34 protein-coding genes are annotated in these 23,224 nt (G+C 59.8%); all 34 read right to left on the reverse strand.

Features of this window, described 5'->3' with window-relative positions:
• Positions 1 to 133 precede the first annotated feature (133 nt).
• Positions 134 to 1,111 (reverse strand): DNA-directed RNA polymerase subunit alpha, encoded by a 978-nt coding sequence (locus AWB75_RS21780; RefSeq protein ID WP_061126150.1) that lies wholly within the window; start codon positions 1,109 to 1,111, stop codon positions 134 to 136.
• A gap of 134 nt (positions 1,112 to 1,245) precedes the next feature.
• On the reverse strand, positions 1,246 to 1,869 hold the full coding sequence (gene rpsD / locus AWB75_RS21785; RefSeq protein WP_061126151.1) for a 30S ribosomal protein S4: 624 nt from the start codon (positions 1,867 to 1,869) through the stop codon (positions 1,246 to 1,248).
• A gap of 149 nt (positions 1,870 to 2,018) precedes the next feature.
• Positions 2,019 to 2,423: a 30S ribosomal protein S11 gene (gene rpsK / locus AWB75_RS21790; protein ID WP_035506748.1), complete on the reverse strand. Its 405-nt coding sequence runs from the start codon at positions 2,421 to 2,423 to the stop codon at positions 2,019 to 2,021.
• A gap of 28 nt (positions 2,424 to 2,451) precedes the next feature.
• On the reverse strand, positions 2,452 to 2,817 hold the full coding sequence (gene rpsM, locus AWB75_RS21795; RefSeq protein ID WP_008344037.1) for a 30S ribosomal protein S13: 366 nt from the start codon (positions 2,815 to 2,817) through the stop codon (positions 2,452 to 2,454).
• Positions 2,818 to 2,858: 41 nt separating this feature from the next.
• Positions 2,859 to 2,975: a 50S ribosomal protein L36 gene (rpmJ, locus tag AWB75_RS21800; RefSeq protein ID WP_004199844.1), complete on the reverse strand. Its 117-nt coding sequence runs from the start codon at positions 2,973 to 2,975 to the stop codon at positions 2,859 to 2,861.
• Positions 2,976 to 2,995: 20 nt separating this feature from the next.
• On the reverse strand, positions 2,996 to 3,214 hold the full coding sequence (gene infA / locus AWB75_RS21805; protein WP_004521905.1) for a translation initiation factor IF-1: 219 nt from the start codon (positions 3,212 to 3,214) through the stop codon (positions 2,996 to 2,998).
• Between the two features lie 5 nt (positions 3,215 to 3,219).
• Positions 3,220 to 4,566, reverse strand: coding sequence for a preprotein translocase subunit SecY (gene secY, locus AWB75_RS21810; RefSeq protein ID WP_008343935.1), 1,347 nt, complete (start codon positions 4,564 to 4,566; stop codon positions 3,220 to 3,222).
• Positions 4,567 to 4,608: 42 nt separating this feature from the next.
• Complete coding sequence (gene rplO / locus AWB75_RS21815) at positions 4,609 to 5,043, reverse strand: 50S ribosomal protein L15 (RefSeq protein WP_061126152.1); 435 nt, start codon at positions 5,041 to 5,043, stop codon at positions 4,609 to 4,611.
• Between the two features lie 30 nt (positions 5,044 to 5,073).
• Positions 5,074 to 5,256 carry a 50S ribosomal protein L30 gene (gene rpmD / locus AWB75_RS21820; protein ID WP_006400644.1) on the reverse strand — a complete coding sequence of 61 codons (183 nt, stop codon included), beginning with the start codon at positions 5,254 to 5,256 and terminating at the stop codon, positions 5,074 to 5,076.
• A 10-nt stretch (positions 5,257 to 5,266) separates the two neighbouring features.
• The gene (gene rpsE / locus AWB75_RS21825; protein WP_008343875.1) at positions 5,267 to 5,785 is read right to left on the reverse strand and encodes a 30S ribosomal protein S5; all 519 of its coding nucleotides are present in this window, start codon (positions 5,783 to 5,785) and stop codon (positions 5,267 to 5,269) included.
• Between the two features lie 14 nt (positions 5,786 to 5,799).
• Positions 5,800 to 6,165, reverse strand: coding sequence for a 50S ribosomal protein L18 (gene rplR / locus AWB75_RS21830; RefSeq protein WP_061126153.1), 366 nt, complete (start codon positions 6,163 to 6,165; stop codon positions 5,800 to 5,802).
• A 12-nt stretch (positions 6,166 to 6,177) separates the two neighbouring features.
• Positions 6,178 to 6,711, reverse strand: a complete 534-nt coding sequence (gene rplF / locus AWB75_RS21835; RefSeq protein WP_061126154.1) for a 50S ribosomal protein L6 — start codon at positions 6,709 to 6,711, stop codon at positions 6,178 to 6,180.
• 18 nt (positions 6,712 to 6,729) lie between these two features.
• Positions 6,730 to 7,125: a 30S ribosomal protein S8 gene (rpsH, locus tag AWB75_RS21840; RefSeq protein WP_061126155.1), complete on the reverse strand. Its 396-nt coding sequence runs from the start codon at positions 7,123 to 7,125 to the stop codon at positions 6,730 to 6,732.
• 14 nt (positions 7,126 to 7,139) lie between these two features.
• A complete protein-coding gene (rpsN, locus tag AWB75_RS21845) occupies positions 7,140 to 7,445 on the reverse strand; it encodes a 30S ribosomal protein S14 (RefSeq protein ID WP_061126156.1) in 306 nt (101 codons plus the stop codon).
• A 7-nt stretch (positions 7,446 to 7,452) separates the two neighbouring features.
• The gene (gene rplE / locus AWB75_RS21850; protein WP_014192474.1) at positions 7,453 to 7,992 is read right to left on the reverse strand and encodes a 50S ribosomal protein L5; all 540 of its coding nucleotides are present in this window, start codon (positions 7,990 to 7,992) and stop codon (positions 7,453 to 7,455) included.
• A 14-nt stretch (positions 7,993 to 8,006) separates the two neighbouring features.
• Positions 8,007 to 8,315 carry a 50S ribosomal protein L24 gene (gene rplX, locus AWB75_RS21855; protein WP_061126157.1) on the reverse strand — a complete coding sequence of 103 codons (309 nt, stop codon included), beginning with the start codon at positions 8,313 to 8,315 and terminating at the stop codon, positions 8,007 to 8,009.
• A gap of 9 nt (positions 8,316 to 8,324) precedes the next feature.
• Positions 8,325 to 8,693 (reverse strand): 50S ribosomal protein L14, encoded by a 369-nt coding sequence (rplN, locus tag AWB75_RS21860; RefSeq protein ID WP_006998478.1) that lies wholly within the window; start codon positions 8,691 to 8,693, stop codon positions 8,325 to 8,327.
• Positions 8,694 to 8,995: 302 nt separating this feature from the next.
• Entirely contained in the window at positions 8,996 to 9,268 is a 273-nt protein-coding gene (gene rpsQ / locus AWB75_RS21865) for a 30S ribosomal protein S17 (RefSeq protein ID WP_008343854.1), read from the reverse strand.
• The gene (gene rpmC, locus AWB75_RS21870) at positions 9,265 to 9,459 is read right to left on the reverse strand and encodes a 50S ribosomal protein L29 (protein WP_061126173.1); all 195 of its coding nucleotides are present in this window, start codon (positions 9,457 to 9,459) and stop codon (positions 9,265 to 9,267) included. The genes rpsQ and rpmC overlap by 4 nt, the downstream gene beginning before the upstream one ends.
• Before the next feature lie 10 nt (positions 9,460 to 9,469).
• Entirely contained in the window at positions 9,470 to 9,886 is a 417-nt protein-coding gene (gene rplP / locus AWB75_RS21875) for a 50S ribosomal protein L16 (RefSeq protein ID WP_035967605.1), read from the reverse strand.
• 2 nt (positions 9,887 to 9,888) lie between these two features.
• Positions 9,889 to 10,683, reverse strand: coding sequence for a 30S ribosomal protein S3 (rpsC, locus tag AWB75_RS21880; protein WP_014192478.1), 795 nt, complete (start codon positions 10,681 to 10,683; stop codon positions 9,889 to 9,891).
• A gap of 11 nt (positions 10,684 to 10,694) precedes the next feature.
• A complete protein-coding gene (gene rplV, locus AWB75_RS21885; protein WP_007730533.1) occupies positions 10,695 to 11,024 on the reverse strand; it encodes a 50S ribosomal protein L22 in 330 nt (109 codons plus the stop codon).
• A gap of 12 nt (positions 11,025 to 11,036) precedes the next feature.
• Positions 11,037 to 11,312 (reverse strand): 30S ribosomal protein S19, encoded by a 276-nt coding sequence (gene rpsS / locus AWB75_RS21890; protein WP_008343850.1) that lies wholly within the window; start codon positions 11,310 to 11,312, stop codon positions 11,037 to 11,039.
• 10 nt (positions 11,313 to 11,322) lie between these two features.
• A complete protein-coding gene (gene rplB / locus AWB75_RS21895) occupies positions 11,323 to 12,150 on the reverse strand; it encodes a 50S ribosomal protein L2 (RefSeq protein ID WP_061126158.1) in 828 nt (275 codons plus the stop codon).
• 2 nt (positions 12,151 to 12,152) lie between these two features.
• Complete coding sequence (gene rplW / locus AWB75_RS21900) at positions 12,153 to 12,467, reverse strand: 50S ribosomal protein L23 (RefSeq protein WP_035967599.1); 315 nt, start codon at positions 12,465 to 12,467, stop codon at positions 12,153 to 12,155.
• Positions 12,464 to 13,084, reverse strand: coding sequence for a 50S ribosomal protein L4 (gene rplD / locus AWB75_RS21905; RefSeq protein ID WP_061126159.1), 621 nt, complete (start codon positions 13,082 to 13,084; stop codon positions 12,464 to 12,466). The genes rplW and rplD overlap by 4 nt, the downstream gene beginning before the upstream one ends.
• Complete coding sequence (gene rplC, locus AWB75_RS21910; protein ID WP_061126174.1) at positions 13,084 to 13,743, reverse strand: 50S ribosomal protein L3; 660 nt, start codon at positions 13,741 to 13,743, stop codon at positions 13,084 to 13,086. Before rplC ends, rplD begins: the two co-directional genes overlap by 1 nt.
• Positions 13,744 to 13,951: 208 nt before the next feature.
• Positions 13,952 to 14,263, reverse strand: coding sequence for a 30S ribosomal protein S10 (gene rpsJ / locus AWB75_RS21915; protein ID WP_006998489.1), 312 nt, complete (start codon positions 14,261 to 14,263; stop codon positions 13,952 to 13,954).
• 133 nt (positions 14,264 to 14,396) lie between these two features.
• Entirely contained in the window at positions 14,397 to 15,587 is a 1,191-nt protein-coding gene (gene tuf, locus AWB75_RS21920; protein WP_061126160.1) for an elongation factor Tu, read from the reverse strand.
• Positions 15,588 to 15,641: 54 nt separating this feature from the next.
• Entirely contained in the window at positions 15,642 to 17,744 is a 2,103-nt protein-coding gene (gene fusA / locus AWB75_RS21925; RefSeq protein WP_061126175.1) for an elongation factor G, read from the reverse strand.
• Positions 17,745 to 17,863: 119 nt separating this feature from the next.
• Positions 17,864 to 18,334 carry a 30S ribosomal protein S7 gene (gene rpsG / locus AWB75_RS21930; protein WP_006053291.1) on the reverse strand — a complete coding sequence of 157 codons (471 nt, stop codon included), beginning with the start codon at positions 18,332 to 18,334 and terminating at the stop codon, positions 17,864 to 17,866.
• Positions 18,335 to 18,519: 185 nt separating this feature from the next.
• A complete protein-coding gene (gene rpsL / locus AWB75_RS21935) occupies positions 18,520 to 18,900 on the reverse strand; it encodes a 30S ribosomal protein S12 (RefSeq protein ID WP_006053290.1) in 381 nt (126 codons plus the stop codon).
• 216 nt (positions 18,901 to 19,116) lie between these two features.
• Positions 19,117 to 20,964, reverse strand: coding sequence for a DNA helicase RecQ (gene recQ / locus AWB75_RS21940; protein WP_061126161.1), 1,848 nt, complete (start codon positions 20,962 to 20,964; stop codon positions 19,117 to 19,119).
• Between the two features lie 277 nt (positions 20,965 to 21,241).
• Entirely contained in the window at positions 21,242 to 23,095 is a 1,854-nt protein-coding gene (locus AWB75_RS21945) for a Kelch repeat-containing protein (RefSeq protein ID WP_159462797.1), read from the reverse strand.
• Positions 23,096 to 23,224: the final 129 nt, after the last annotated feature.

Genomic DNA, 23,224 nt, shown 5'->3' on the forward strand with positions numbered 1-23,224 from the left:
CTTCCTATAACGAGTTTAGAGCCAGCTCTTCTATTGCCCCTGATTTGGGGCACGGGCCGGTCGGAGAAAAAGCAAGACGCGGATTTTAAAGGAAAACCCGCGTCTTTGCCAGTAACGCTTTTGACCTGCCGTATTACTTGTCCAGACCAGCCGGCGGCCAGTTTTCGAGCTTCATACCGAGCGTCAGACCACGCGAAGCCAAGACTTCCTTGATTTCGTTCAGCGACTTGCGGCCCAGGTTCGGCGTCTTGAGCAGTTCGTTTTCCGTGCGCTGGATCAAATCGCCGATGTAGTAGATGTTTTCGGCCTTCAGGCAGTTCGCGGAACGAACCGTGAGTTCGAGGTCGTCCACCGGACGCAGCAGGATCGGATCGATTTGCGGCGCACGCGACGGCGCTTCCGCTGCCGCTTCGGTGCCTTCCAGCGCTGCGAACACCGACAACTGATCGACCAGAATGCGAGCCGACTGGCGGATCGCTTCTTCCGGCGAAATCACGCCATTGGTTTCGATGTTCATCACGAGCTTGTCGAGGTCGGTACGCTGTTCGACACGCGCGCTTTCGACGGCATAGCTCACGCGGCGAACCGGCGAGAACGACGCGTCCAGCACGATGCGGCCGATGATCTTCGCCGAATCTTCGCCGTAACGACGCACGTTGCCCGGCACATAACCACGGCCTTTCTCGATCTTGATCTGAACGTCGAGCTTGCCGCCCTTCGACAGGTGAGCGATCACGTGTTCCGGATTGATGACCTCGCAGTCGTGCGCGAGTTCGATATCGCCGGCCGTGACGACGCCCTCGCCTTCCTTGCGCAACGTCACCGTGACTTCGTCGCGGTTGTGCAGCTTGAAGACGACACCCTTCAGGTTCAACAGCAGGTTGACCACATCCTCTTGCACACCATCGAGCGTCGAGTATTCGTGCACGACGCCTGCGATCGTCACTTCGGTCGGCGCGTAGCCGATCATCGACGACAGCAGTACGCGCCGAAGCGCGTTACCCAAGGTGTGGCCATAGCCGCGTTCGAACGGCTCCATAACCACTTTCGCGTGGTTTTCACCAAGCGATTCAACTGCAATGATCTTGGGCTTCAACAAACTGGTTTGCATAGGTTTTCCTTTTCAATACCCTCGGCTCGTTACGCCGATAAGGCTGACCGGTGACAACCTGAAAATGAACAGCCGAGGCCACCTCTTGCCACGAGCAATCAGGCTCCCCGGCTGTCCATCCATTACCGCCGCGATTAACGCGAATACAATTCGACGATCAGGCTTTCGTTGATGTCGCCGGCGATGTCGCTGCGCTCGGGCATCGACTTGAACGTTCCTTCGAACTTCTTCGCGTCGACGGACACCCAGCTCGCCATGCCGCCTTGCTCGGCCAGCGACAGGGCCTCGACGATACGAGCCTGCTTGCGCGACTGTTCGCGCACGGACACGACATCGCCCGACTTCACCTGCAGCGACGGGATATTCGCGACCTGGCCGTTCACGAGGATCGACTTGTGGCTCACGAGCTGACGCGCTTCGGCGCGCGTCGAGCCGAACCCCATGCGATACACGACGTTGTCGAGACGCGACTCGAGCAATTGCAGCAGGTTTTCGCCCGTCGGGCCCTTGCGGCGGTCGGCTTCAGCGAAGTAGCGGCGGAACTGACGCTCCAGCACACCGTAGATACGCTTCACTTTCTGCTTTTCGCGCAACTGGGTACCGTAGTCGGACGTACGCGCGCCCGAGGTACGGCCATGTTGGCCGGGCTTGCTGTCGAGCTTGCACTTGTCGGCGAGCGAGCGGCGTGCGCTCTTCAGGAAGAGGTCAGTGCCTTCACGGCGGGACAGCTTTGCTTTGGGACCGGTATAGCGTGCCACTTTGCATCCTTAAATATTGATCACGCAAACTCTCGTATGCGCTAGTTCGAACCCTCTGGGCCGAACGGTGGGCTTAGTCAAAACTTCATAACGCACGAAACCCGCCGATACTTGCGCATCGACAGGAAACATGCGGTCGCATCGTCGTATTAGATACGACGGCGCTTCGGCGGACGGCAGCCGTTGTGCGGGACCGGCGTCACGTCGGAGATCGCGGTGATCTTGATGCCAAGACCATGCAGCGCGCGCACCGCCGATTCACGGCCAGGGCCGGGGCCCTTGATCCGCACTTCGAGGTTCTTCACGCCGTATTCCAACGCCACACGGCCAGCCGATTCGGCTGCGACCTGAGCCGCAAACGGCGTCGACTTACGCGAGCCCTTGAAGCCCTGACCGCCCGAGGTCGCCCATGCCAGCGCGTTGCCTTGACGATCGGTGATCGTGATGATGGTGTTGTTGAACGACGCGTGAACGTGAACCACGCCCTCGGCGACGTTCTTCTTGACCTTCTTGCGAACGCGTTGCGCCGCGGAGTTGTTCGAAGCCTTAGCCATTACGTTTTCCTGTAACTGTCAGTTCCGCTTACTTCTTCAGCGATTGCGCTGCACGACGCGGACCCTTGCGGGTACGGGCATTCGTGCGCGTACGCTGGCCGCGCAGGGGCAGACCCTTGCGATGGCGCATGCCGCGGTAGCAACCCAAGTCCATCAGGCGCTTGATGTTCATCGTGACTTCACGGCGCAGGTCGCCTTCGACGATGAACTTGCCCACTTCGTCACGCAGCTTTTCGAGGTCTGCGTCGGTGAGGTCCTTGACCTTCTTCGAAAATTCGACACCAGCAGCGGTGCAAATGCCGCGCGAGCGCGTGCGTCCGATGCCGAAGATTGCCGTCAGGCCGATCTCGGTATGCTGGTGATTCGGGATGTTAACCCCTGCGATACGAGCCATTGTTTTTCCTCAAACAAAAAGCGCAAGCAAAAGCGCGGCGTTCAGCCTTGACGCTGTTTGTGGCGCGGATCAGAGCTGCAAATCACGCGCACAACGCCCTTGCGCTTGATGATCTTGCAATTGCGGCAAATGCGCTTAACCGATGCCATCACTTTCATGATATTACCCTTTTTTCAAATCACTTCGCCCGGAACACGATCCGCGCACGAGACAGATCGTAAGGCGTCAATTCAACCGTGACCTTGTCGCCCGGCAGAATGCGGATATAGTGCATCCGCATCTTTCCGGAGATATGTCCCAGGACGACATGGCCGTTTTCCAATTTCACCCGGAAAGTAGCGTTGGGCAGGTTTTCGATGACCTCACCCTGCATCTGGATAACATCGTCTTTGGCCATGGTCCTTAACGCATCGGGACGTTGCCACCCTTGAAGTTTGCCTTCTTGAGCAGCGATTCATATTGTTGCGACATAACGTACGACTGCACCTGAGCCATGAAGTCCATCGTGACGACGACAATGATCAGCAGCGACGTTCCACCAAAATAAAACGGCACGTTCCAGCGCAACACCAGAAACTCAGGCAGCAGGCACACGAATACGATGTAGATCGCACCGGCCAGCGTAAGACGCGTGAGGATGCGGTCGATATATCGTGCAGTCTGATCGCCCGGACGGATACCCGGAACGAAAGCACCGCTCTTCTTCAAGTTGTCGGCTGTTTCCCGGCTGTTGAACACCAGTGCGGTGTAGAAGAAGCAGAAGAAAACAATCGCCAACGCGTACAGCAACACGTACACAGGTTGGCCCGGCTTCAGCGCCTCGGCCACGTTGTGCAGCGTGTTCGCGAACCAGTTGGTGCGCGTACCCGAACTGAACCAGTTCAGGATGGTTGCCGGGAAGAGGATGATCGACGACGCGAAGATCGGCGGAATCACACCCGACATGTTCAACTTCAGCGGCAGATGAGACGACTGTCCACCGTAAATCTTGTTGCCGACCTGGCGCTTCGCATAGTTCACGAGGATCTTGCGCTGACCGCGTTCGATGAACACGACCAGATACGTGACCGCCGCGATCAGCACGACGATGATGATCGCCGAGATGATGCTCATCGACCCGGTGCGAACCAGCTCGAACAGACCGCCGATTGCGTTCGGGAAACCCGCCGCGATACCACCGAAGATGATGATCGAGATGCCGTTGCCGAGACCGCGCTCCGTGATCTGCTCACCTAGCCACATCAGGAACATCGTGCCCGTCACAAGCGTGACGACCGTCGTCAGCCGGAACACCATGCCGGGATCCAGCACCAGAGCCGGCTGGTTTTCCAGCGCGACCGCGATACCGAACGCCTGAAAGGTCGCCAGAACCACCGTGAAGATACGCGTGTACTGCGTGATCTTCCGCTGGCCCGCCTGCCCTTCCTTCTTCAACGCTTCCATCTGCGGCGACACGATCGACAGCAACTGCATGATGATCGACGCCGAAATGTAAGGCATGATGCCCAGCGCAAAGATGGTGAACCGTGACAGCGCGCCACCCGAGAACATGTTGAACATGCCCAGGATGCCGCCCGACTGGCTTTGAAACAGCTTCGCCAGTTGATCCGGATCGATGCCGGGTACCGGAATATGCGCACCAATGCGGTAGACGATCAGCGCCAGCAGCAGAAACACTGCACGCCGGCGCAGATCGCCGAATTTCGCCGCGCTTCGACCGGTTTTTGCGAGACTCGGGCTGTTAGCCAAGTACCTTCTCCGATGCTAGTGCTAGTAACGGCGTTGAGCGCGTTACTCGGCGAACGAGCCGCCAGCGGCTTCGATTGCCTCGCGGGCGCCCTTCGTTGCCGTCAGGCCCTTCACCGTGACCTTGCGCGTGATCTCGCCGGTCTTGATGATCTTCACGCTCTTGATGAGCTCGCCGACCAGACCCGCTTGCTTCAGCGCCAACAGATCGATTTCGTCGACCGGCAGCTTTTCGAGATCAGCCAGGCGCACTTCACCGACGAATTCCTTCGTCAGCGAGGTAAAGCCGCGCTTCGGCAGACGACGCTGCAGAGGCATCTGACCGCCTTCGAAGCCGACTTTGTGAAAGCCGCCCGAACGCGATTTCTGACCCTTGTGGCCGCGGCCAGCGGTCTTGCCGAGGCCCGAACCGATACCGCGACCGACGCGACGCTTTGCATGCTTCGCGCCTTCTGCCGGCTTCAGGTTATTCAATTCCATGTTCAACTCCTTGGATCCGTGGTCGGCCGCTTAGGCGATGACCTTAACGAGGTACGAGACCTTGTTGATCATCCCGCGCACTGCCGGCGTGTCCTGCAGCTCGGATACCGAGTTCAGGCGACGCAGGCCGAGGCCACGCACCGTTGCGCGGTGCGATTCGCGGGTCCCGATCAGGCTCTTGACGAGCTGAACCTTGACAGTTTTTTCAGACATGGTGACCACCTTAGCCCAGAATGTCTTCGACGGACTTGCCACGCTTCGCCGCGATGTCAGCCGGGGTCGACTGCTTGCGCAGGCCGTCCAGCGTCGCACGAACGAGGTTGTACGGGTTCGTCGAACCGTGGCTCTTGGCCACGACGTTTTGCACGCCCATCACGTCGAACACTGCGCGCATCGGGCCGCCAGCGATCACGCCGGTACCGTCCTTCGCCGGAGCGAGGAGGACCGCCGATGCGCCGTGCTTGCCGTGCACTTCGTGTTGCAGCGTGCCGTTCTTAAGGGGCACCTTGAACATGTTGCGGCGGGCTTGTTCCATTGCCTTCTGAACGGCGACCGGAACTTCCTTCGCCTTGCCCTTGCCCATGCCGATTCGGCCATCACCGTCGCCAACCACGGTCAGTGCGGCGAAGCCGAGAATACGGCCACCCTTCACGACCTTGGTCACACGGTTGACCGAAATCATCTTTTCGCGCAGGCCGTCGTCGCGTTCGTCAGCCTGAACTTTCGCTTGCATCTTTGCCATGACGAATTCTTCCCTTAGAACTTGAGCCCGGCTTCACGCGCCGCATCAGCCAGCGCCTTCACGCGGCCGTGGTAGCGGAAACCCGAGCGGTCAAAGGCGACGGATTCGATGCCGGCAGCCTTGGCCTTTTCGGCGATACGCTTGCCGACCAAGGTCGCGGCGTTGACGTTGCCGCCCTTGCCAGACTTGTCGGCCAGTTCAGCGCGCACTTCGGCTTCCAGCGTCGAGGCGCTTGCCACGACCTTCGTGCCACATGCCGAGAACACTTGCGCGTAGATATGCGTATTCGTGCGATGCACGGCGAGACGCGGAACCTGCAGCTCAGCGATCTTGATACGCGTCTGACGAGCGCGGCGCAGGCGAGATTGAGTCTTATCCATGATTGCGCACCCTTACTTCTTCTTCGTTTCTTTGAGGATCACGACCTCGTCGGAATAACGCACGCCCTTGCCCTTGTACGGCTCAGGCGGACGATAGCCGCGCACTTCTGCTGCGGTCTGTCCGACTTTCTGCTTGTCGATCCCCTTGATCACGATTTCGGTCTGCGACGGAGTTTCAGCCTTGACGCCTTCCGGCATCTGGTGCACCACGGGGTGCGAGAAACCCAGCGACAGGTTCAGCTTGTCGCCTTGCGCTTGCGCACGATAACCGACGCCAACCAGCGTCAGCTTGCGCTCGAAACCCTTGGTGACGCCCTGCACCATGTTCGCCACCAGGGCGCGCATCGTGCCGGACATCGCGTTCGCTTCGCGGCTTTCATCGGTCGGAGCCAGCTTCAACGTGCCGTTCTCGTTCGTCACGGCGACCAGCTTGTTAGCCGGTTGCGAGATCGTGCCGAGCGGACCTTTCACGGTGATGACGTCGCCCTTGATGGCCACTTCCGCGCCTTGCGGCAGCGCGATCGGGCTTTTACCTACTCGAGACATGTTTCTTCTCCTTAGGCGTTAAGCGACGTAGCAGATGACTTCGCCACCGACGCCGTTCTGGCGCGCCTTGCGGTCGGTCATCACACCCTTCGGCGTCGACACGATTGCAACGCCCAGGCCGTTCATGACCTGCGGGATGTCGTTGCGACCGCGGTACACGCGCAGACCGGGCTTCGAGACGCGCTCGAGGCGCTCGATGACCGGACGGCCAGCGTAGTACTTCAACGCGATGTTCAATTCCGTCTTCGCGCCTTCAGACTTGACCGCGAAGTCGTCGATATAACCTTCGTCCTTCAAAACCTGCGCAATCGCAACCTTGACTTTCGACGAGGGCATAGTCACCGAAACCTTCTCGACCATCTGCGCATTGCGGATGCGAGTCAGCATATCGGCGATAGGATCACTCATGCTCATTTATGTTTCTCCTATTACCAGCTCGCCTTGGTGAGGCCAGGGATTTCGCCGCGGAACGCGATTTCACGAATCTTGTTACGCGCGAGTCCGAACTTGCGGAACGTGCCACGCGGACGACCCGTGATCGCGCAGCGGTTACGCTTGCGAGTGGGGTTCGAGTTACGCGGCAGTTGTTGCAGCGCCAGACGTGCGAAGTAACGCTCTTCGTCGGACTTGCTTGCGTCGTCGATCACAGCCTTCAGCTCAGCACGCTTCGGAGCGTACTTGGCTGCCAGGCGCGCGCGCTTCTTTTCACGTTCGATCAGTGCCAGTTTAGCCACGGTAACCTCAGTTTCTGAACGGGAACTTGAAGCCGGCGAGCAGCGCCTTTGCTTCTTCGTCGGTCTTCGCAGTCGTCGTGATGCTGATGTTCAGCCCACGCAGCGCGTCGATCTTGTCGTAGTCGATTTCGGGGAAAATGATCTGCTCTTTCACACCGATGTTGTAGTTACCACGGCCGTCGAACGCCTTGCCCGACACGCCACGGAAGTCGCGCACGCGGGGCAGCGCAACCGTCACGAAACGGTCCAGGAATTCGTACATGGCATTGCCACGCAGGGTAACCATCGTGCCAATCGGGTAGCCTTCGCGGATCTTGAAACCGGCGATTGCCTTACGCGACTTGGTGATAACCGGCTTCTGGCCGGCGATCTTCGTGAGGTCGCCAACGGCGTGCTCAAGAACCTTTTTGTCAGCGACGGCTTCGCCAAGACCCATATTCAGGGTGATCTTGGTGAGGCGCGGCACTTCCATGACCGACTTGTAACCGAACTTTTCGACCAGTTGCGGCACAACCTTTTCTTTGTAAATCTCTTGCAGACGAGCCATTTTTTAACTCCGCATCAGGCGTTAAGCGTGGCGCCGGTCGACTTCAGGAAACGAACCTTCTTTCCGTCTTCGACCTTGATGCCCACACGCGATGCCTTGCCACTCGCGTCGACGAGCGCGACGTTCGAAATATGCAGCGGCATCGTTTTGGCTTCCACACCGCCCGTCGTACCCTTCATCGGGTTCGGCTTCACGTGCTTCTTGACGAGGTTGATACCCTCGACGGTGACACGCTCGCCATCAACGACCAGCACGGTGCCGCGCTTGCCCTTGTCCTTGCCGGTGATGACGATGACTTCGTCACCCTTGCGAATCTTGTTCATCGCGACTCCTTACAGCACTTCCGGCGCGAGCGAAACGATCTTCATAAATCGTTCGCTACGCAGTTCACGCGTCACCGGCCCGAAAATACGCGTGCCGATGGGCTCGAGCTTCGTATTGAGCAGAACGGCGGCATTGCCGTCGAACTTGATGAGCGAGCCATCTTGGCGACGCACGCCCTTGGCCGTACGAACGACCACGGCGTTATAGATTTCGCCCTTTTTCACGCGTCCGCGCGGCGTCGCTTCCTTGACGGTCACCTTGATGATGTCGCCAATGCTTGCGTAACGACGCTTCGAGCCGCCGAGCACCTTGATGCACATGACTTCACGCGCACCCGTGTTGTCGGCCACTTCAAGCCGAGTTTCGGTCTGGATCATGGTTTATCTTTCCCAACTTAATCCGATTGCACCACCATGGCACAACCGGTCAGTCTTGGTCCCGTCAGCCAAATGGCTGCTTGGGTTAGAACAGGCAGCAATGGCAGACGAAACCCGCCATCGCAATCCGGTGAATCTGTCGACTCAGGCTGGCGCCTGAACCGGCTTCCCCCACCAGTTTCGCCCGCGACGGGGCTCCCACAAAGAGGGAAGACCGAGATTATAACAAATAATCTCGGTCTTGCAAGCGAAACTTACTGCGTATGACACTACTGGTTACCGCATCGCGTACTGCTTCAGCTTCAGATCACGCGAGCTGCTTCGACCAGCTTCGACACAACCCAGGCCTTCGTCTTCGAAATCGGACGAGTTTCCTGGATTTCAACGAGGTCACCCTCGTTGTACGTGTTCGCGTCGTCATGCGCGTGGTACTTCTTCGAGCGCACGACGTACTTGCCGTAGATCGGATGCTTCACGCGGTGCTCGACCAGCACGGTGACCGTCTTGTCCATCTTGTTGCTGACGACCTTGCCGACCAGCGTCCGCTTGAGCGAGGTTTTTACGCTATCGTTCATTTCTGGTTCGCCTTCTCGGTCATGACGGTGCGCACACGTGCGATGTCGCGACGGACCTTCTTCAGCTGGCTCGTGTTCGTGAGTTGCTGGGTCGCGAGCTGCATACGCAAGCCAAATTGCGCCTTGAGCAGGTCCGACAGCTCCTTGTTGAGCGCGGCCTGGTCTTGCTGGCGAAGTTCAGTTGCCTTCATCATTTACTCCTTAGGCGCCGAGCTGACGGATGACGAAGTTCGTCTTGAGCGGCAGCTTGGCTGCAGCAAGACGGAACGCTTCGCGCGCCAGTTCTTCGGAGACACCGTCCATTTCGTACAGCATCTTGCCCGGTTGAATTTCAGCGACGTAGTACTCAGGGTTACCCTTACCGTTACCCATACGCACTTCGGCCGGCTTTTGCGAAATCGGCTTGTCCGGGAAGATACGGATCCAGATACGGCCGCCACGCTTGATGTGACGCGTCATTGCACGACGCGCCGCTTCGATCTGACGCGCGGTCAAACGGCCGCGACCGATGGCCTTCAGACCGTATTCACCGAACGACACTGCGTTGCCGCGCGTCGCCTTGCCGGTGTTACGACCTTTCTGCTCTTTGCGATACTTTCTGCGTTTCGGTTGCAGCATCGTTATTCTCCAGTCTTCGCGTCACCGCCACGACGGGGGCCGCCACGGCGTGCGCCTGCCGGACCGCCGCCTTCGCCATCGCGACGCGGACGGCGATCGCCACCCGGACGCGCGTTACGGCGCGGACGCTTTTCTTCCGCTACTTCTTCCACGACCGGCGCTTCGTTGCGGCCGAGGGTGTCGCCCTTGTAGACCCACACCTTCACGCCGATGATGCCGTACGTCGTCTTCGCTTCCGAGGTCGCGTAGTCGATATCGGCACGCAGCGTATGGAGGGGCACGCGACCTTCGCGATACCACTCGGTACGAGCGATTTCGATACCGTTCAGACGGCCCGCGCTCATGATCTTGATGCCTTGGGCGCCAAGACGCATCGCGTTCTGCATCGCACGCTTCATCGCGCGGCGGAACATGATCCGGCGCTCGAGCTGCTGCGTGATGGAGTCAGCGATCAGCTGAGCATCGGTTTCCGGCTTGCGGATTTCTTCGATGTTGACGTGAACCGGAACGCCCATGCGCTTTTGCAGCTCGGACTTCAGCAGTTCGATGTCTTCACCCTTCTTGCCGATGACGACGCCCGGACGCGAGCTGTAAATCGTGATGCGCGCGTTCTTCGCCGGACGCTCGATAACGACGCGACCGACCGAAGCGTTCTTCAGCTTCTTCTTCAGGTATTCACGAACACCGATGTCTTCCTGCAACATCGCCGCGAAATTGTTGTTGTTCGCGTACCAACGCGAAGCCCAATTGCGGCTGACGGCCAAACGGAAGCCAGTCGGATGAATTTTCTGTCCCATCGTATGGCTCCTTAATTCCCGACCGTCACAGTGATGTGACAGGATTGCTTCTCGATGCGGTTACCGCGACCCTTTGCGCGTGCGGTGAAACGCTTCAGCGAAGCAGCCTTGTCGACGTAGATGCTCGTGATCTTGAGCTCGTCGATATCCGCGCCTTCGTTGTGCTCCGCATTCGCGATCGCAGATAACACGACCTTCTTGACGATACCCGCCGCCTTCTTCGGCGAGAACGTCAGGACGTTCAGCGCCTTGTCGACCGGCAGACCACGGATCTGGTCAGCCACAAGGCGCGTTTTCTGCGCCGAGATGCGGGCACCGCGATGAATTGCTTTCACTTCCATCTTGATTGCCCCTTATTTCTTGGCCTTCTTGTCGGCCGCGTGACCCTTGAACGTACGGGTCAGTGCGAACTCGCCAAGCTTGTGGCCGACCATGTTTTCCGTGACGTACACCGGAACGTGCTGACGGCCGTTGTGAACAGCGATCGTCAGACCGATGAAGTCCGGCAGAATCGTCGAACGACGCGACCAGGTCTTGATCGGCTTCTTGTCACGCGTCGATGCAGCCGCCTCAACCTTCTTCAGCAAATGAGCGTCGCAGAACGGACCTTTTTTAGCAGAACGTGTCATTGCCTACTCCTTAACGCTTGTGACGGCGCTGGACGATCATCGTCGTCGTGCGCTTATTGCTGCGGGTGCGATAGCCCTTCGTCGGCGTGCCCCACGGGCTCACCGGATCGCGACCTGCTGCCGTCTTACCTTCACCACCGCCGTGCGGGTGATCGACCGGGTTCATTGCAACGCCGCGCACCGTCGGGCGGATACCGCGCCAGCGGTTCGCGCCGGCCTTACCGATTTGACGGAGGCTGTGCTCTTCGTTGCCCACTTCGCCGATCGTCGCGCGGCACTCGACGTGCACGCGGCGGATTTCACCCGACCGCAGACGCACCTGAGCGTAGACGCCTTCGCGCGCCAGCAGCATCGCCGACGTGCCAGCCGAACGCGCCATTTGCGCGCCCTTGCCCGGCAGCATTTCGATGCAGTGGATCGTCGTACCGACCGGGATGTTGCGGATCGGCAGGGCGTTGCCTGCGCGGATCGGCGCTTCCGAACCGGACATCAGCTGCGCGCCGACCGCCACGCCCTTCGGCGCGATGATGTAGCGACGCTCGCCGTCTGCGTACAGAACCAGCGCGATGTTCGCGCTACGGTTCGGGTCGTACTCGAGACGCTCGACCTTTGCCGGAATGCCGTCCTTGTTGCGACGGAAATCGACGATACGATAGTGCTGCTTGTGACCACCACCCTGGTGACGCGTGGTGATACGGCCGTTGTTGTTACGGCCCGCCGACTTGGATTGCGAGTCGAGCAGCGCTGCGTGCGGCTTGCCCTTGTGCAGATCCTTGTTGACGATCTTGACCATCGCGCGGCGACCCGGCGAGGTCGGCTTAACTTTCACGATTGCCATGATTACTTGGCCTCCGCTTCAAAGTTGATTTCCTGGCCGGGCTTCAGGCAGACGTACGCCTTCTTCACGTCCTTGCGCTTGCCGTTGAAGCGGCCAAAGCGCTTGGCTTTGCCCTTCGTGACGAGCACGTTGACGGAATTGACTTCGACCTTGAACAGCAGCTCGACAGCAGCCTTCACTTCCTGCTTCGTGGCGTCCGGCGCGACTTCGAACACGACTTGTTCGTTCTTGTCGGCAACCAGCGTCGCCTTTTCGGAGATCACCGGCGCGAGCAGAACTTGCATCAAACGATGATCGTTTTTGCGAACTTCGCTCATGACAGCAACTCCTCGATCTGAGCGACCGCAGCCTTCGTGATCAGGATCTTCTTGAAGTAGATCAGCGAGAGCGGGTCGGCGTAACGCGGCTCGACAACCGCCACGTGGGCCAGGTTGCGCGACGCGAGGTACAGGTTTTCGTCGACCGTATCGGTGATGACCAACACGGAGTCGAGACCCATCGCCTTGAATTTATCGGCCAGCAGCTTGGTCTTCGGGGCTTCGAGCGCGAGGTCTTCGACCACGGCGATGCGGCCTTCACGAGCCAGTTGCGAGAAGATCGAGCAGAGGCCTGCGCGATGCATCTTCTTGTTGACCTTGTGCGAGAAGTTTTCTTCCGGCGAATTCGGGAAGATGCGACCACCGCCACGCCACAACGGGCTCGACGACATACCGGCACGAGCACGGCCCGTACCCTTCTGACGCCACGGCTTCTTGGTGGTGTGCTTGACCTGCTCGCGGTCCTTCTGCGCGCGGTTGCCGCTACGTGCGTTCGCCTGATAAGCGACGACGATCTGGTGAATCAGGGCTTCGTTGTAATCGCGACCGAACACGACGTCCGATGCATTCACGCCAGCGCCTTCCTGACCATTGGCATTCAGGAGCTTAAGTTCCATTATTTCGCTCCTTTCACAGCACGCGTCTTGACGGCCGGGGTCACGAAGACCTTGCCGCCCTTCGCACCCGGAACTGCACCGCGGACGAGCAGCAGATTGCGCTCAGCGTCGATGCGGGCGATTTCGAGGTTTTGAACCGTAACGGTTTCGTCGCCGAGGTGACCCGTCATGCGCTTGCCCGGGAAAACACGACCCGGATCCTGCGCCATACCGATCGAGCCCGGAACGTTGTGCGAACGCGAGTTACCGTGCGATGCGCGGCCCGAAGCGAAGTTGTAGCGCTTGATGGTACCGGCGTAGCCCTTACCGATCGACGTGCCTTGCACGTCGACTTTCTGGCCGACTTCGAAAATATCCGTAGCGATGACAGCGCCGTTCGACAGTTCACCTGCCTTGGCTGCATCGATATGGAATTCCTTGAGGATTTCGCCAGCTTGAACGCCGGCTTTGGCGAGGTGACCCGCCAGCGGCTTCGTCACGCGCGATGCGCGGCGAGCACCGAATGCAACCTGAACGGCGGTATAACCATCCGTTTCAACGGTCTTGATCTGCGTCACGCGGTTGTCCGACACGTCCAGCACGGTGACGGGGATCGAATCCCCTTCAGGCGTGAAGATACGGGTCATGCCAACCTTGCGACCTACGAGTCCAAGGCTCATCGTTTTCTCCATTCCCAACTGCGATTGGTCGGGGCTGATTTACAAATGCCGGCTTCGTTACGAAAAACTGGGCCGGCTTTCTTGCGTCTTTTTCGTGCACGTAGGCGCGAAAAGCCTTGGAGTATAACAAGGCTTTTCGAATCATGCAAGCAATCAAAGACTTAGCTCCGTTAGACGGTTTTGCCGCCGTCAGCGGAGCTTTTCAGACTTACTGCAGCTTGATCTCGACGTCCACGCCAGCCGGCAGATCGAGCTTCATCAGCGCGTCGACCGTCTTGTCCGTCGGATCGACGATGTCCATCAGGCGTTGATGCGTGCGGATTTCGAGCTGGTCGCGCGACGTCTTGTTGACGTGCGGCGAACGCAGGATGTCAAAACGCTGAATACGCGTCGGCAGCGGCACCGGGCCACGAACGATCGCGCCAGTCCGCTTCGCGGTGTCGACGATTTCGGCTGCCGATTGATCGATCAGACGATAGTCGAAAGCCTTAAGGCGAATACGGATTTTCTGGTTCTGCATGACGATTCCTTAAAAGAGCGAGGCGGTCTTGCACCGCCGATTTTGCAAAAGAGCGTGGGTTCGGGCGTTTGCGGAGAGCGCACGCCCGAACCCGGTCGGGTACTTCTACTTCAGATCGAGCGAATCCGAGATTTTACTCGATAATCTTCGCAACGACACCGGCGCCGACGGTACGGCCGCCTTCGCGGATGGCGAAGCGCAGACCTTCTTCCATGGCGATCGGGGCGATCAGCTTCACCGTGATCGACACGTTGTCGCCCGGCATCACCATTTCCTTGTCCTTCGGCAGCTCGATCGAGCCCGTCACGTCCGTCGTACGGAAGTAGAACTGCGGACGGTAGTTGTTGAAGAACGGCGTGTGACGGCCGCCTTCGTCCTTGCTCAGCACGTACACTTCAGCGGTGAAGTGCGTGTGCGGCGTGATCGAACCCGGCTTGGCCAGAACCTGGCCGCGTTCCACGTCTTCACGCTTCGTGCCGCGCAGCAGGATACCGACGTTGTCGCCCGCCTGACCCTGGTCGAGCAGCTTGCGGAACATTTCCACGCCCGTGCAGGTCGTCTTCACCGTCGTCTTGATACCGACGATTTCGATTTCCTCGCCAACCTTCACGACGCCACGCTCGATACGACCCGTCACCACCGTGCCGCGACCCGAGATCGAGAACACGTCTTCCACCGGCATCAGGAACGAGCCGTCAACCGCGCGTTCCGGCGTCGGGATGTACGTGTCCAGTGCGTCGGCCAGGCTCATGATCGCCACTTCGCCCAGCTCGCCCGTGTCGCCTTCCAGCGCGAGCTTTGCCGAACCCTTGATGATCGGGGTGTCGTCGCCCGGGAAGTCGTACTTCGACAGAAGTTCGCGCACTTCCATTTCGACGAGCTCGAGCAGCTCGGCATCGTCCACCATGTCGCACTTGTTCAGGAACACGATGATGTACGGCACACCGACCTGGCGGGCCAGCAGGATGTGCTCACGCGTTTGCGGCATCGGGCCGTCAGCGGCCGAACACACCAGAATCGCGCCGTCCATCTGCGCGGCGCCCGTGATCATGTTCTTCACGTAGTCGGCGTGGCCCGGGCAATCGACGTGTGCGTAGTGGCGGTTAGCCGTTTCGTACTCGACGTGCGCGGTGTTGATCGTGATACCACGCGCCTTTTCTTCCGGCGCTGCGTCGATCTGGTCGTACGCCTTGGCTTCGCCGCCGAACTTCTTGGTCAGCACCGTCGTGATTGCTGCCGTCAGCGTGGTCTTGCCGTGGTCAACGTGACCGATCGTGCCCACGTTCACGTGCGGCTTGGTCCGCTCGAATTTACCTTTTGCCATGATTACCTTCTTTCAGAGTTTGGTTATCGGTTAAAGCTTGTGGCTTGCGCCGAATTACTTGCCCTTGGCGTTGATGATCGCCTCGGCGACGTTACGCGGAGCTTCAGCGTAGTGCTTGAACTCCATCGTGTACGTTGCGCGGCCTTGCGTTGCCGAACGCAGCGACGTCGAGTAGCCGAACATTTCCGACAGCGGAACTTCCGCACGGACGATCTTGCCACCGCCGATCATGTCTTCCATGCCCTGGACGATACCGCGACGGCTGGACAGATCGCCCATCACGTTGCCCATATAGTCTTCCGGCGTTTCGACTTCCACAGCCATCATCGGTTCGAGGATGACCGGGCTTGCCTTGCGCATTGCTTCCTTGAAGGCCATCGAGCCGGCCATGCGGAACGCGTTTTCGTTCGAGTCCACGTCGTGGTACGAACCGAACGTCAGGTGAACCTTCACGTCCACAACCGGGAAGCCGGCCAGCACGCCCGACTTCAGCGTTTCCTGGATACCCTTGTCCACGGCCGGGATGTATTCGCGCGGAATCACGCCGCCCTTGATCTCGTCCAGGAACTCGTAGCCCTTGCCCTGCTCGTTCGGCTCGAGCGTGATGACCGCGTGACCGTACTGGCCGCGACCACCCGACTGCTTGACGAACTTGCCGTCGACGTCCGCCGCCGTGCCGCGGATCGTTTCACGGTAAGCAACCTGCGGCTTGCCGACCGTTGCTTCCACGCCGAATTCGCGCTTCATGCGGTCAACCAGAATTTCGAGGTGGAGCTCGCCCATACCCGAAATGATGGTTTGGCCCGATTCTTCGTCCGTTTGAACGCGGAACGACGGATCTTCCTGTGCCAGACGATTCAGCGCGAGACCCATCTTTTCCTGGTCGGGCTTCGTCTTCGGCTCAACAGCCTGCGAAATCACCGGCTCCGGGAAAATCATGCGCTCGAGCACGATCGGGCTTTGCGGATCGCACAGCGTATCGCCCGTGGTCGCTTCCTTCAGGCCAACAGCCGCAGCGATGTCACCCGCGCGCACTTCCTTGATTTCCTCGCGCTGGTTCGCGTGCATCTGCAGAATACGACCCAGACGTTCCTTCTTGTCCTTGGTCGCGTTCAGGATTGTGTCGCCCGAATTCACGATACCCGAGTACACGCGGAAGAAGATCAACTGGCCGACGAACGGGTCGGTCATGATCTTGAACGCCAGCGCCGCGAACTTTTCGTCGTCAGCCGCGCGACGCTCACCCTTTTCACCGCTTTCGAGTTCGCCCGTGACCGGGGGAATGTCGACCGGCGACGGCAGGAAGTCGATCACGGCGTCGAGCATGCGCTGCACGCCCTTGTTCTTGAACGCGGTGCCGCACAGCATCGGCTGGATTTCGCACGCGATGGTCCGGTCGCGGATCGCCTTGATGATTTCCGCTTCGGTCAGATCTTCGCCGCCGAGGTACTTTTCCATCAGCTCTTCGCTGGCTTCAGCGGCCGATTCGATCATCTTTTCCCGCCACTCGTTGCACGTATCAACGAGTTCTGCGGGAATGTCGACGTAGTCGAACTTCGTGCCTTGCGACGCTTCGTCCCAAATGATCGCTTTCATCTTCAGCAGATCGACGACGCCCTTGAAGTTCTCTTCCGCGCCGATCGGCACGACGACGGGAACCGGGTTCGCCTTGAGACGGTTCTTCAGCTGGTCGTAGACCTTGAAGAAGTTCGCGCCGGTACGGTCCATCTTGTTGACGAACGCGAGACGGGGAACCTTGTACTTGTTCGCCTGACGCCACACCGTTTCCGACTGCGGCTGCACGCCGCCCACTGCACAGTAGACCATGCACGCGCCGTCGAGGACGCGCATCGAGCGCTCCACTTCGATCGTGAAGTCCACGTGTCCCGGGGTGTCGATGATGTTGATGCGGTGCTCGGGATAGTTGCCGCCCATGCCCTTCCAGAAGGCAGTGGTAGCAGCCGACGTGATGGTGATGCCGCGCTCCTGCTCCTGCTCCATCCAGTCCATCGTTGCTGCGCCGTCGTGAACTTCACCGATCTTGTGGTTCACGCCCGTGTAGAACAGGATGCGCTCGGTCGTCGTCGTTTTGCCGGCGTCGATGTGAGCGCTGATACCGATATTGCGGTAGCGCTCGATAGGTGTCTTGCGAGCCACTTTGGATCCTTTTTCGGTCGACGCGCCGGCGGACTGCCGGCCGCGCCCTAACACAAACGGGCGAGGCGCCGAAACTAGCGCACCCGCCCTGAATTTCCGTTTGCCCGGTGAGCGGGAGCTTAGAAACGGAAGTGCGAGAATGCCTTGTTGGCTTCTGCCATGCGGTGAACTTCGTCGCGCTTCTTCATTGCGCCACCACGGCCTTCGGCCGCTTCGGAGAGTTCACCTGCGAGACGCAGGGCCATCGACTTTTCGCTGCGCTTCTTCGCGGCTTCACGCAACCAACGCATCGCCAATGCCATACGACGCGAGGGACGCACTTCGACCGGAACCTGATAGTTGGCACCACCAACGCGACGGCTCTTCACTTCGACCACCGGCTTCACGTTGTTGAGCGCAACCGTGAACACTTCCAGCGGGTCCTTGCCACCCTTGGTCTGGATCTGTTCAAAAGCGCCGTACACGATACGCTCGGCAACCGACTTCTTGCCGGAGAGCATCAGCACGTTCATGAACTTGGCTACATCTACGTTGCCGAACTTCGGATCCGGCAACACTTCCCGCTTGGGGACTTCGCGACGACGCGGCATGATTCTTCCTTTACTTTTTCAGTTGGAGCTTCGTTCTGCTCCGCGGCCACCAACTAACCCGATCCACATCTATTCGACTAAACCAGCTTGGCCGGGTGACCACTTACTCGACAGCACCGGCACTTCCGGCACCACCGCCTTAAGCGCCTTGCGGCGACCTGTTTCTTTTGCAGCAGACTGGCGACTTACTTGCCAGCCTTGGCACGCTTCGCACCGTACTTCGAGCGAGCCTGCTTACGGTCCTTGACGCCTTGCGTATCCAGCGAGCCGCGAACCATGTGGTAGCGCACACCCGGCAAGTCCTTCACACGGCCGCCGCGGATCAGCACGACCGAGTGCTCTTGCAGGTTGTGGCCTTCACCACCGATGTACGAAATGACTTCGAAGCCGTTGGTCAGGCGCACCTTGGCGACCTTACGGAGCGCCGAGTTCGGCTTCTTCGGCGTCGTCGTGTACACGCGGGTGCACACGCCGCGACGCTGCGGGCAGTCCTGCAGGGCCGGCGACTTGCTCTTCGTCGTTTCCGACGTGCGGCCTTTGCGAACCAGTTGATTGATGGTTGGCATCGTTTATTCCTGAAATTGAACAGATTCCGCGCGTTTTTTCGGGCAAAGCGAAAAGAACTGCGCGTTTGACGATCTCGATGATGAATTCCGCTATCCACGCCCGACGCTAAGCCGGATCCGAAGGCGGACCAAGAACGAGAACCAAGCATGATATTCTGAAAATCGCAATCGGGTCAATACGTTGCGATGATTTCAGCGACTTTTCCGCGCCCGGCGTCAATCCGAACCGACGACATCGAGCAATTCATCGCCGAAGCGTTCGAGCTTGCGCACGCCGATGCCGGGAATATGGCGCAGATCATCGATGGTATCGGGATCGCTTCGCGCAATCTCGGCGAGGGTGGCATCGTGGAAGATGACGTATGCCGGCACGCCGTCGCTTTTCGCGGTCTCGGCGCGCCAGGCGCGCAGCCGTTCCCAGCGTGCCTTCTCGCGCGCTGACATGCCGGCGGTCGGATCGGCGCGTTCGCCAGCGCGGCTCGAAGACTGCCGAGCCCGCGTGGGCTTCACGTACTTGCGCAGCGTGACGTGTTCCTCGCCTTTGAGCACGGGCTTGCTGGCGTCGGTTAGCACGAGCGCGCCGAAGCCGTCGTGGTCGACGGCGAGGTAACCGAACGCGACAAGTTGCCGGAACACCGCACGCCATTCGGGTTCTGACAGCGCCGCGCCGACGCCAAAGGTGGAAATCTTTTCGTGGCCGCGTTGCAGCACTTTTTCGCTGCGCGTGCCGCGAAGGATATCGATGAGATGCCCGGCGCCGAAATGAAACCCGCTCGCCCTCTGCGCGCGGTACACGCACGACAGCGCCATCTGCGCTTCGCGCGTGGCATCGAAGGAAGCAGGCGGTTCGAGACAGGTATCGCAATTGCCGCACGGCTTGCTCGTCTCGCCAAAGTACGCGAGCAGGCGCACGCGGCGGCATGACGCCACTTCGCACAGGCCGAGCAGCGCGTCGAGCTTGCCGGTCTGTACGCGCTTGTGGGCGTCGTCGGCTTCGGACTCGTCGATCATCTTGCGCTGCTGAACGACGTCGCCCAATCCGTAGGCCATCCACGCGTTCGCTGGCAGACCGTCACGGCCTGCGCGCCCGGTTTCCTGATAGTAGCCCTCGACGCTCTTCGGCAAATCCAGATGCGCGACGAAGCGCACGTCCGGCTTGTCGATGCCCATGCCAAAGGCGATCGTCGCGCACATGACGATGCCTTCCTCTCGTTGGAACATCTCCTGGTGCTTCTGACGCGTCTCGAACTCCATGCCCGCGTGATAAGGCAGCGCGCGAACGCCCTGCCCCTTCAGCCAGTCCGCGGTTTCCTCGACCTTGCGGCGTGACAGGCAATAGACGACGCCCGCATCGGTCGTGCCGTCCTTGTTCGTATGTTCCGCGCGGATGAAGTCGAGCAGTTGCGAGCGCGCGTTGTCCTTCTCGACGATCCGATAGCGGATGTTCGGCCGGTCGAAGCTGGAGACGAAGATGCGCGCGTCGTCGAGCGCAAGGCGATGCACGATCTCGTCGCGCGTGATTGCATCCGCGGTTGCGGTGAGCGCGATGCGCGGCACGTTCGGAAAGCGCTCGTGCAGCACCGAAAGCTGAATGTACTCAGGGCGGAAATCGTGGCCCCACTGAGACACGCAATGTGCTTCGTCGATCGCGAAGAGCCCGACCGGGGAGCTTTCGAGCAGATCGAGGAAGCGCGGCGTCATCAGGCGCTCCGGCGCGACGTACAACAAATCGATCTCGCCGCTGCGTAACGCGCGTTCGGTCGCGGCGGCTTCGGCGCCTGAGAGTGTCGAATTGAGATATGCGGCTCGCACGCCGACTTCCGTCATCGCGGCGACCTGATCCTGCATCAGCGCGATCAGCGGCGACACGACGATGCCCGCGCCAAGCCCGGCCTCACGCCGCACGAGCGACGGAATCTGATAGCACAGCGACTTGCCGCCGCCCGTCGGCATCAAGACGAGTGAATCACCGCCGTTCGCCACATGCTCGACGATCTCCGCCTGTTGTCCGCGAAATGCGGGATAGCCGAAGATTTCGTTGAGTATTTCGAGCGACCGGGACATGAATGAAAGCGCGCACTGCGACGTGATAGATAACGAATTCTACCAACGCATCCGCGCGCGGCGACGCGCGTCACCGCATCGTTGGCCGAATGGCCGAGGTTGACGTGCGCGAATCGGCAGACGAAAAAAAACCGCCCAGCCGAAGCTGGGCGGTTCGATGCGACTTGCTACGACCTACGCGACGACAGCTCGCCAGTCGTATGCGGCCGCTGCCGCTGTTCGGCAGCCGAGGCTTCCGGCATATCGGACTCAGCCGCCTCTTCGGCCACGCCTACGTCTAGCGAAAGAGCTCTGCCGACGACGACAGTAGGAAAATGTCGTTGATTCCCCCGGTTGCACTGCCGGCGACAAGAACCGAACCGTCAGGCAGCAGCGTCGCGGAATGTCCATAGCGCTCGACGCTGGTATGCGCTGCCGCTACCCATGCTCCGCTCGCCGGATCGTAAATCTCCGTTGACGTACCGTCGCCAACTGTGGCAAGCGTGCCTGTGACCAGCACGCGGCCGTTCGGTAAGAGCACAGCTCGCGAACCAATGCGTCTCGTCACCATCGGAGGAGTCAGCGTCCACTGACCGGAAGACGGGTCGAACAGTTCAGCAGACTTTGAATCGCTTCCACCCGCAACCAAGATCTTGCCGTTCCCGAGTACTGTCATGGTCGGCGAGGACCGGGCCGCTTTCATTTCATCCGTGGAGGTCCACACGCCGGACGCGACATCGTAGGTCTCGGCGGTGATCGTCGTTGTCGAGGCTACCTTGCCACCGGCCACCAACACCTTGTTTCCGGCAATCAGCGCCGCCGCATGATACGCGCGAGGGTTCTTCAAGCTTCCCGTGACGGTCCACGTTCCACTGACCGGATCGTACAGCTCGGCTTCAGCAACATAGGTTGTTTTGTTCTGGTAGACGTCGTAATCATAGCCACCGGCAACCAGAACCTTTCCATTGGGAAGCAAAGTAGCCGAGGCCGCTGCGCGCGGATGATTCATTTTCCCTGTGTACGACCATGCTCCCGTGGCGGGATCGAAAACCGTTGCCCACGCGGTCGCCTCTCCATCGTCACCGGACCGACCGCCGGCGACCAACAGTTTGCCGTTCGAGAGCAAGGTCGCCGTGAAGCGAGCTCGGGACGGAAGCATCGTCGCAACCAGCGTCCAGGCACCGCGAGCCGGATCGTATAGTTCCGAAGCGCTCGTGCCGCCAATCACGAGCACCTTGCCCGACGAAAGAAGAATCGCCTCGTGATTGGCGTTTGCACGCTCAAGACTGCCGGTAGGTTGCCAAGCACCTTCGGGTATTGCCACGACGGTGATTTTTACGTGCGTCTGAATCGCGCCGGCGGCGTTGCTTCCGGTGATCACGTAATCCGCTTGCGCCGTACTTGATTTCGGCGTGCCGGTGATCGCCCCCGTCTGACCATTCAAACTCAGGCCGTCTGGCAGAGCTGGCGATACGCTGAATGTCTTGATCTCACCGCCCGTCACCACCGGAAGATTCGCGCCGATTACCTGTCCGGCGACGTACACCGGCTCGACGGTTGCATACCGAAGTGTGGAGGGCGCCGAGGTGGCTGCACGCACTTCCAGGCGAACAGTCGCTTTGACGGATCCCGCTGTATTTGCAGCCGTGATCGTATATTCGGCCGGTGGCGTTACGGTCGTAGGCGTACCGCCGAGCGCACCGGTTGCAGGATCCAATGCGAGTCCCGCGGGTAATGCCGGCGAAATAGTGAAAAGCGAAACGGCACCACCTGTTGTAAGGGGGACGTTGCGAGCGATCGGCTGGCCTGTGAAATACACTGCATCGACATTTTGATAAATCAATGACTCTGGCGCAGTCGCAGCGGCCTTGACCTCGATTTGAACACGCGCCGTCGCTTCGCCTTTATCGTTGAAAGCACTGATCGTGTAGGTCGCCGCCGTAGACACTGCCGAAGGCGCACCGTCAATCACTCCCGACGTGCCATCTAATGAAAGCCCCGCTGGCAGCGCTGGCGAAATGCTGTAATGGGTAATCGCGCCGCCACTGCTTGAAGGAGCGTTCCGTACGATCGGTGTTCCAACCGTGTAGATGGCCGAAGGAATGGCGTATGCCAAGCCCGAGGGAGCGCCGGCGCCACTCTGATCGATCACGGCTCCGCCAGGACTGCTCGTTCCACTGGAATCACCTCCGCCTCCGCCTCCGCCTCCACCTCCACCTCCACCCCCTCCACCGCATGCTGCCAGGCAGGCAATGAGTAGTACACACAGGTGCTCTCTAAC

It is taken from the genome of Caballeronia catudaia, assembly GCF_001544755.2.
GTDB lineage: Bacteria > Pseudomonadota > Gammaproteobacteria > Burkholderiales > Burkholderiaceae > Caballeronia > Caballeronia catudaia.

Coding starts and splice junctions, on each gene's coding strand:
- AWB75_RS21780 (WP_061126150.1), bottom strand. CDS start 1,111: ATGCAAACCAGTTTGTTGAAGCCCAAGATCATTGCAGTTGAATCGCTT.
- rpsK (WP_035506748.1), bottom strand. CDS start 2,423: ATGGCTAAGGCTTCGAACAACTCCGCGGCGCAACGCGTTCGCAAGAAG.
- rpsM (WP_008344037.1), bottom strand. CDS start 2,817: ATGGCTCGTATCGCAGGGGTTAACATCCCGAATCACCAGCATACCGAG.
- rpmJ (WP_004199844.1), bottom strand. CDS start 2,975: ATGAAAGTGATGGCATCGGTTAAGCGCATTTGCCGCAATTGCAAGATC.
- infA (WP_004521905.1), bottom strand. CDS start 3,214: ATGGCCAAAGACGATGTTATCCAGATGCAGGGTGAGGTCATCGAAAAC.
- rplO (WP_061126152.1), bottom strand. CDS start 5,043: ATGGAATTGAATAACCTGAAGCCGGCAGAAGGCGCGAAGCATGCAAAG.
- rpmD (WP_006400644.1), bottom strand. CDS start 5,256: ATGTCTGAAAAAACTGTCAAGGTTCAGCTCGTCAAGAGCCTGATCGGG.
- rpsE (WP_008343875.1), bottom strand. CDS start 5,785: ATGGCAAAGATGCAAGCGAAAGTTCAGGCTGACGAACGCGACGACGGC.
- rplR (WP_061126153.1), bottom strand. CDS start 6,165: ATGGATAAGACTCAATCTCGCCTGCGCCGCGCTCGTCAGACGCGTATC.
- rplF (WP_061126154.1), bottom strand. CDS start 6,711: ATGTCTCGAGTAGGTAAAAGCCCGATCGCGCTGCCGCAAGGCGCGGAA.
- rpsH (WP_061126155.1), bottom strand. CDS start 7,125: ATGAGCATGAGTGATCCTATCGCCGATATGCTGACTCGCATCCGCAAT.
- rplE (WP_014192474.1), bottom strand. CDS start 7,992: ATGGCTCGTCTGCAAGAGATTTACAAAGAAAAGGTTGTGCCGCAACTG.
- rplX (WP_061126157.1), bottom strand. CDS start 8,315: ATGAACAAGATTCGCAAGGGTGACGAAGTCATCGTCATCACCGGCAAG.
- rplN (WP_006998478.1), bottom strand. CDS start 8,693: ATGATCCAGACCGAAACTCGGCTTGAAGTGGCCGACAACACGGGTGCG.
- rpsQ (WP_008343854.1), bottom strand. CDS start 9,268: ATGAACGATAGCGTAAAAACCTCGCTCAAGCGGACGCTGGTCGGCAAG.
- rpmC (WP_061126173.1), bottom strand. CDS start 9,459: ATGAAGGCAACTGAACTTCGCCAGCAAGACCAGGCCGCGCTCAACAAG.
- rplP (WP_035967605.1), bottom strand. CDS start 9,886: ATGCTGCAACCGAAACGCAGAAAGTATCGCAAAGAGCAGAAAGGTCGT.
- rpsC (WP_014192478.1), bottom strand. CDS start 10,683: ATGGGACAGAAAATTCATCCGACTGGCTTCCGTTTGGCCGTCAGCCGC.
- rplV (WP_007730533.1), bottom strand. CDS start 11,024: ATGGAAGTGAAAGCAATTCATCGCGGTGCCCGCATCTCGGCGCAGAAA.
- rpsS (WP_008343850.1), bottom strand. CDS start 11,312: ATGACACGTTCTGCTAAAAAAGGTCCGTTCTGCGACGCTCATTTGCTG.
- rplB (WP_061126158.1), bottom strand. CDS start 12,150: ATGGCAATCGTGAAAGTTAAGCCGACCTCGCCGGGTCGCCGCGCGATG.
- rplW (WP_035967599.1), bottom strand. CDS start 12,467: ATGAGCGAAGTTCGCAAAAACGATCATCGTTTGATGCAAGTTCTGCTC.
- rplD (WP_061126159.1), bottom strand. CDS start 13,084: ATGGAACTTAAGCTCCTGAATGCCAATGGTCAGGAAGGCGCTGGCGTG.
- rplC (WP_061126174.1), bottom strand. CDS start 13,743: ATGAGCCTTGGACTCGTAGGTCGCAAGGTTGGCATGACCCGTATCTTC.
- rpsJ (WP_006998489.1), bottom strand. CDS start 14,263: ATGCAGAACCAGAAAATCCGTATTCGCCTTAAGGCTTTCGACTATCGT.
- tuf (WP_061126160.1), bottom strand. CDS start 15,587: ATGGCAAAAGGTAAATTCGAGCGGACCAAGCCGCACGTGAACGTGGGC.
- rpsG (WP_006053291.1), bottom strand. CDS start 18,334: ATGCCGCGTCGTCGCGAAGTCCCCAAGCGGGAAGTGTTGCCGGATCCG.
- rpsL (WP_006053290.1), bottom strand. CDS start 18,900: ATGCCAACCATCAATCAACTGGTTCGCAAAGGCCGCACGTCGGAAACG.
- recQ (WP_061126161.1), bottom strand. CDS start 20,964: ATGTCCCGGTCGCTCGAAATACTCAACGAAATCTTCGGCTATCCCGCA.